The sequence below is a fragment of the Halanaerobium sp. genome (genome assembly GCF_003070835.1).
In genome coordinates this window covers 1-7,703 of sequence record NZ_QBLR01000160.1, presented here as the reverse complement: position 1 = coordinate 7,703, position 7,703 = coordinate 1, and the positions used below count along the sequence as shown (strand labels likewise).

The window sequence follows — 7,703 nt, the reverse complement described above, 5'->3', positions numbered from 1 at the left end:
ATTTAGTAGTTATTAAATCATTTTAACAATTGTTAAAAAGGAGAGATGCAGATGCTTTTCGAAATGTCATTAAAAGAAATGAAGGAATATAAAGGTTCCAGTCCAAAAGCTGATGATTTTGATCAGTACTGGGACAGGGCTCTGGCGGAAATGAAGTCAGTTGATCCAGAAATTGAAATTAATGCTTCAGCTTTTCAGACTGAATTTGCTGAGTGTTATGATCTATACTTTACCGGGGTTGATGATGCCCGGATCCATGTTAAATACATAAAACCAAAAAATATTAAAACAAAACAGCCAGCAGTAATCGAATTTCACGGTTATGGCTGTAAAATTGAAGACTGGTCAGATAAGCTGCAGTTTGCTGCTCGCGGTTATTCTTACTTTGGAATGGACTGTCGGGGTCAGAATGCAGGTTATTCTGAAGACCGCGGGGGAGTTAAGGGAAATACCCGCAATGGTCATATTATTAGAGGGCTTGCAGATGATGCTGAAAAACTTTATTATCGCAATGTCTTTTTAGATGCTGCACAGCTGGCTGGAATTGTGATGGAAATGGATAATATTGATCAAAAGAGGGTCGGAGTCTTTGGTTATTCTCAGGGAGGAGCTCTAACAGTTGCCTGTGCAGCTTTAGAACCACGAATCAAAAAAGCGGCTCCAGTTTATCCATTTTTAAGTGATTACAGGCGGGTAAGTCAGCTTGATATTGATGCCAGTGCCTATGCTGAAATCAAAGATTTCTTTAGAAAATATGATCCCCTACATATTAAAGAAAAGGAGATTTATAGAAAATTATCTTATATAGATATTCAAAATCTCGCAGATAGGATAAAGGCTGAAGTTTTAATGACTACTGCAGTTGCAGATCCAGTCTGTCCACCTTCAACTCAATTTGCTGTTTATAATAAAATAACATCTAAAAAAGAGATGCTAATTTATCCTGATTATGGACATGAAGATCTGCCGGGTTTAAGAGACAGACACTACAGATTTTTTAATGACTTATAAATAAAAACAAGCTTTAATCTGTTAGGAGAGATAAAGAATGGCTGAATTAAAAAAACTCTGGAATTATGTGCGCAATTATAAATTGTACCTTATTGTCGGCTTAATATTTATAATTTTTAATGTGCTGCTTTCAATGATTCCAGGCTATCTAAATAGAAGAATAATTGATGATGTAATTACCGCTGGAAAAATGGAACTTCTTTTTAGTTTTTTAGTTGCTTACATCATCGCTAATTTACTAAGAGCAACAGTGATTATGGTCCACCGCTATTACACGGAAAGTCTTTCTCAAAATATATTGAGAGATTTAAAACAGGATCTTTATGATCATCTGCAGAAACTTTCCTTTAATTTCTTCAATAAAAATCGAACTGGAGAATTAATGTCCCGGATGACCGGTGATATGGAAGCAGTTAGAATGCTATTTGCAGAGGGAATGTTTCATTTTGTCAGATCTATTTTTTATATAGTTTTTGTAATGGCTGTTTTGATTCCCGAAAGTCTAAAACTATCTCTTGTTTCACTGGCTTTAAGTCCTTTGATTGGATTTTTTGCTTACCGTCTGGGAGTAAGGATCAAGCCGGTTTTCAGACAGGTTAGGCGCCAGTATTCTGATTTGAACTCAACTGTACAGGAAAATATATCGGGAATTAGAATTGTTAAAGCCTTTCATCAGCAGTGTTATGAGATGGAAAAATTTGATGAAGAAAATAATGATTATTTTACTAAAAATTATAATGCCGCCAAAATCTGGTCAAAATATTTTCCGATAATGGAATTTTTGGGCGGAATGAGTACAGTTCTGCTTTTATTTTATGGTGGCCGCCTGGTAATTCAGGGAGAAATCACTCTTGGGGTCTGGATGCAGTTTAACTCCTACCTCTGGATGTTAATTATGCCGATGCGGATGATCGGACATATTGTTAATATGTTTTCCCGGACCAGTGCATCTGCTGAGAGAATTTTTAATGTTTTAGAAACTGAGCCGGAAATCAAGAATAAAGAGAATGCGATTACTGTTGAGCGGCTGCAGGGAGAGGTTGAATTTAGAAATGTATCCTTAAGCTATGATGAAGAAGATATCTTAAAAAATATTTCTTTTCATGCTTCCCCTGGCGAAACTGTTGCAATTATGGGAGCAACCGGAAGTGGAAAATCATCTCTGATTAACTTAATTCCCCGCTATTATGAACCAACAGAGGGAGAAGTTTTAATTGATGGAGTTGATAATAGGGATTATGATCTGCAGAATTTGAGATCACAGGTTTCTATTGTAATGCAGGATGTATTTTTATTTTCGGAGTCAATTGCCAATAACATTTCCTACGGACAGCCCGGTCTTGACCTGGAAAAAATTAAAAGGGCTGCCTCAATCAGCAGCGCCAGAGAATTTATTGAAGAAATGGAAGGTGGATTTGAGGAAGTTATCGGAGAAAGAGGAATGGGACTTTCAGGTGGTCAGAAACAGAGAGTTTCACTGGCCAGAGCAATTGTGGAAGAAAGTCCAATCTTAATTCTAGATGATGCAACTTCTGCAGTCGACATGGAGACTGAACATCAGATTCAGCAGGCACTGGAGAGTATGGAGCAGCGAAGCACCTTATTTTTAATTGCCCACCGAATCTCTTCAGTTAGAAATGCGGATCAGATTTTAATTTTAGATCATGGAGAAATTATAGAACGAGGGACTCACGAAGAATTAATTAATAATAAAGGGCACTATTATACAATGTTTAAGGAGCAGTACAAAGAAGTAATTGGCGAAGAAGAAATTGAAGAAAGGTGGGTGAATTAAATGGCCTATAATCGTTATTTTGAAGATGAGGAAATGGAAAATCTTGATCCCAATAATATAAAAAGAGTCCTTGCTTATTTAAAACCATATAAATATAAGGTTGCATTCTCACTATTTTTAATGGCCATGGCCGCCTTTGCAGATCTTTTAGGACCTTATTTAACTAAAGTTGCAATTGATAATTACATTACTGCCGGTGATTTTCGGGGGCTGACAATGATCAGTCTGCTTTTTATGGGGCTGCTGGCAGTAAACGGCTTTGCTGTTAGGTTTCGTGTTTTAATTATGAGTAAGGTTGGACATAAGGTTGTCCGCAATATCAGGCAGGATCTCTTTCAGCATATCCAGAAACTATCTTTCAGTTATTTTGATTCTATCCCGGCCGGTAAAATTATTGTGCGGGTAATGAATAATGTCAATTCACTGCAGAATCTACTGGAAAATGGTTTAATTAACATCATTACTGATACATTTCGCTTTCTGGCAATTTTAGTTATCATGCTTAATCTGGATCTGCGTTTAACTCTGATTTCAATCACTGTAATGCCACTCTTGATTTTTATAATCTTTTTACTGAAAAAGAAGATTAGAGTTGGCTGGCGCCGGGTACAGAAAAAGCGCTCCAACATGAATGCCTATATCCATGAGAGCCTGACTGGAATGCAGATTACTCAGGCCTTTGTGAGAGAAGATAAGAACAGTAATATTTTTAAAGACCTCCAGGATGATTATGTAAGCAACTGGATGAAGACAGTTATGATGTCCCACGGAATTTTTCCGGTCGTACTTTTAATTAATACCACCAGTGTTATTATCATGTATTTAGTTGGTATTAGAGATTTAAATGCCGGTCTGGTTACAATAGGTACTCTGATAGCGCTGCTCCAGTATATCTGGCGTTTATGGCAGCCGATTATTAATATCAGCAACTTTTACAATCAGATTTTAGTTGCTAACTCAGCAGCCGAAAGAATTTTTGATGTGCTGGATACTGATCCGGAGATAGTTGATCTACCGGGAGCAGAAAAAATGCCGGAAATTGACGGTAAGGTTGAATTTAATAATGTAAGCTTTAGTTATGAAGAAGATGGAGAAACTGTTTTAAAAGATATGAATTTTGAGGTTCAGCCTGGAGAAACAATTGCCTTTGTGGGAGCAACTGGAGCCGGTAAAAGTACTATCATTAATTTAATGACCCGCTTTTATGACATTGATCAGGGAAGTATTTTAATAGATGATATTGATATTCAAGGAGTAAAAGTAGCTTCTTTAAGAAAACAGATTGGAGTCATGATGCAGGACACCTTTATTTTCTCCGGCTCAATTGCGGATAATATTCGTTATGGAAATCTTGAAGCAACCCGAGAAGATATAGAAGGAGCAGCCAGGATGGTATATGCTGATGGTTTTATTAGAGAAATGGAAAATGGCTATGATACTGAAGTCAATGAGCGCGGATCCCGACTTTCTGTTGGTCAGCGGCAGCTGATCTCATTTGCCAGAACAATTCTCTCAGATCCAAAGATTCTGATTCTGGATGAGGCTACTTCAAGTATCGATACTCAGACGGAAATCTTAATTCAAAAGGCAACTCAGGCAGTATTAAAAGGAAGAACATCATTTGTAATTGCTCACCGCCTCTCAACCATCCGCAATGCTGATCGAATAATGGTCCTTGAGGATGGAGAAATTATAGAGACAGGCAGTCACGAAGAATTAATGGCCCGAAAAGGCCACTACCATGATCTCTACATGGCTCAATATAACCGGGTAATTTAATTATTCCTGTAAAACAAAATACAATTTAAGGGAAATCAGTAATTATTCTTGACAGTCAGAAATATATCTGTATAATAACATTATAAGAATTATAAGAAAATCACTAATAATTAATAACAAGCTAATAAGAAAGGGTGATTGATAATGTTTAAAAGAGTAATCAGATTTTTTGACGAGGTAAGTTCTGAGGGGCAGAGAATAGAAAATAACCTCAGAGAGGTCAAAGAACAATACCGCAACGAAAACACAAGCAGTTATATGCAGTTTTAGGAAATAAGCTTATAATGAATACAGCAGTTAAATATAATAATTTTAATCAGACTTAAGGAACACTTCCTTTTAGATAAAGGGGTGTTCTTTTTTTGTTTTTCAGTACATTTAATTCTTTAAATATAGGGGAATAAATGGTATAATAAATTCAGATAATTTAGAAGTTAAAATAACTTTTTTCAATTAGATTAAATTTCAAGGAGGTAGTATTAATGAAGTATAGAAAATTAGGAAAAACAGGTTATGAAGTCTCAGAAGTTTCTTTTGGAGGCTGGGCAATCGGTGGTACCTGGGGAGATGTAGAAGATGAGCAGTCACTGGCCGCTTTAAGAGAAGCAGTCGATCAGGGGATAAACTTTTTTGACACAGCAGATGTTTACGGAGATGGCCGCAGTGAGCGTCTAATGGCTAAATTAAGAGAAGAAACTGATGAGGAGATACATATAGCTACCAAGGCAGGTAGAAGATTAGATCCGCACACCGCTGAAGGCTATAATAAAGAAAACTTAAATAAATTTGTGGACCGCAGTCTTAAAAATCTGGATGTAGAGACTATAGATCTGCTACAGCTTCACTGTCCACCAACTGAAGTTTATCATCAGGAAGAGGTATTTGAGGCTTTAGAAGAGATGGTTGAGGCCGGTAAAATTAAAAATTATGGTGTCAGCGTAGAAAAGGTAGAAGAAGCGATGAAAGCTTTAGAATACGAAAACGTTGCCACAGTACAGATTATCTTCAATATGTTCAGACACAAGCCTGCGGATGAATTTTTCGCTAAGGCTAAGGAAAAAGGGGTAGGAATTATCTGTAGAGTACCGCTGGCAAGTGGACTTTTAACCGGTAAATTCTCTAAGGATTCAACCTTTGCTGAAAATGATCACCGCAACTTTAACCGTGATGGAGAGGCCTTTGACAAGGGAGAAACATTCTCCGGGGTAGATTTTGAGCTCGGTTTAAAGGCTGTTGATGAACTGGAAAAAATTAAACCAGAAGGTTTAACTATGGCCCAGTTTGCTCTCAAGTGGATTTTAATGCATGATGCAGTTAGCTGTGTAATTCCTGGTGGTAAAAAGCCATGGCAGGTAAAAGATAATGCAGCAGCTTCTGAAGCTGACGACCTTTCCGATGAAGTAATGGAAAGAGTAGATGAAATTTATGACGAGTATATCAGAGATAGTGTTCACCACCTCTGGTAAAAATTGATAAAATAAATAAAGAGTAATTAATAGAGTCTCAATAGCAGCTGATAGATTTCAGTGCTGTTGAGGCTCTTTTTTTGTTTATTTAAAATTAAAATACGACATTTTTATATATTTTTTGACAATTTTAGTGAAATTTTATACGAGTAGTGGTATAATAAATTATAATTTTTTATTTTAAATATTTTATAACAGGGGGAATACATATGATGATCAAAAGAAAAATTTGGGGCTTTGTCTTTGTTGTGCTGGCTTTGATGGTTATTTTAAGCGGCTGTGAAAGTGGAAGTAGTGGAGACAGTGCAGATGTTGTTTATAATTTTGCCGGTAGTGTAGGTAAGGGAGATTTTATTAATGTGGAAGTGAATATGGCTGATAAACTAATAGATTATGAAATCGAAGACCTTTCAAATCCAGAAGCTATTACTCAAAAAGAATCATATATTTTTAGCGATGATGTTAAAGACTTTTATATAACAAATAATGATCAAGATTATTTTTTAATGTTAAATAATGAAGTGTTAATTGCTACAGATAGTAAAGGTAATGAAGGGGAACAAATTATTACAGCTTTTTCTGAACCTGCTTCATCTTTTGGTCAAGAAATAGAAAAAAAAATATAATATTATAACTTCTTTAGAAGGGGCCAGAGGTACAGTTGAGTTAAAACAAGATAAAGATGCTGTTATATGGATAGATTTAGACGGGGATGGTACAATAGCTAATAATAATGATGAAATGGAGGAATTCACTAGTACATTTGAGTATGATGATTTATATAAAGCAGTTAAAATAATTGAAAGTGATACATTTCAACATTATGGTGTATTTTTAGATGGGGAAATTGGAGTTTTTGATTCTTATATGTATGAAGCTGGTAGTTGGACTGGAGATGGCATGTCAATCTTAGTTGAACAGAGTAGCGAAATTAATTATTCGGATTTTGATGGTGTTTATAATTTTATTGATGTTGATAGTGATATAGGAACTATTAGTTTATCAAATACTGGAAAAGAGGGAATGGAATTTATAATAAATGTAACAGGAGAAAATGATTCTTTTGTTGATGATACTATTGATGTTAATACTTTTAAAAATGAAGAAGGATTAATTTTATTTAAATCTGACATAAGTACAGTTGCTAACAAATGGTATATGATGTTAGTGCCAGATAATGATAAAAAGATATTAGTTTTAGGAACACAAGATTCAAATGTTTTTGGGGGAGAAGAGCCCGGAGGTATATTTATTGGAATCGAACAATAATTTCAATAAAAGTCTGTAAATTTAGACTTTAATAAAACCCTTGACAGGAGATTTAAAAGCTGTATAATGTAATTAAGATAAGAAAAATATAAGTAAATCACTTATAATTGATTAACAACAATAAGACTATAAGAAAGGGTGATTTGATAATGTTGAATTCTTTATTCACATTCATTAAAGCAAGTAATAGTGAGGGTAGAAGAATCGAGAGCAATATTCGCTCAGTTAAAGAAAAGCAGCTCAAACATGATTCTTGTGCTCACTTAAATCAGTACTAAAGACTGTTTCATTAAAAGCAAATAACTTTTAAAAATATAAGACAATCAGATTATAACTAATATAACTTTATAAGAAAGGATGATTGCATATGTTTAATAGCATGT

7 protein-coding genes are annotated in these 7,703 nt (G+C 35.1%); all 7 read left to right on the top strand.

Features of this window, described 5'->3' with window-relative positions; translation table 11 throughout:
* Positions 1-45 precede the first annotated feature (45 nt).
* Complete coding sequence (locus tag CI949_RS13910) at positions 46-1,011, top strand: acetylxylan esterase (protein WP_108138764.1); 966 nt, start codon at positions 46-48, stop codon at positions 1,009-1,011.
* Positions 1,012-1,048: 37 nt separating this feature from the next.
* Positions 1,049-2,806 (top strand): ABC transporter ATP-binding protein, encoded by a 1,758-nt coding sequence (locus CI949_RS13905; RefSeq protein ID WP_290767406.1) that lies wholly within the window; start codon positions 1,049-1,051, stop codon positions 2,804-2,806.
* Complete coding sequence (locus CI949_RS13900) at positions 2,807-4,585, top strand: ABC transporter ATP-binding protein (RefSeq protein WP_108138760.1); 1,779 nt, start codon at positions 2,807-2,809, stop codon at positions 4,583-4,585.
* Positions 4,586-4,729: 144 nt separating this feature from the next.
* Entirely contained in the window at positions 4,730-4,855 is a 126-nt protein-coding gene (locus CI949_RS13895) for a hypothetical protein (protein ID WP_255417006.1), read from the top strand.
* Between the two features lie 212 nt (positions 4,856-5,067).
* A complete protein-coding gene (locus CI949_RS13890) occupies positions 5,068-6,051 on the top strand; it encodes an aldo/keto reductase (protein WP_290767402.1) in 984 nt (327 codons plus the stop codon).
* A 209-nt stretch (positions 6,052-6,260) separates the two neighbouring features.
* A complete protein-coding gene (locus CI949_RS13885) occupies positions 6,261-6,677 on the top strand; it encodes a hypothetical protein (RefSeq protein ID WP_290767400.1) in 417 nt (138 codons plus the stop codon).
* A gap of 115 nt (positions 6,678-6,792) precedes the next feature.
* Positions 6,793-7,320, top strand: a complete 528-nt coding sequence (locus tag CI949_RS13880; RefSeq protein WP_290767398.1) for a hypothetical protein — start codon at positions 6,793-6,795, stop codon at positions 7,318-7,320.
* Positions 7,321-7,703 lie beyond the last annotated feature (383 nt).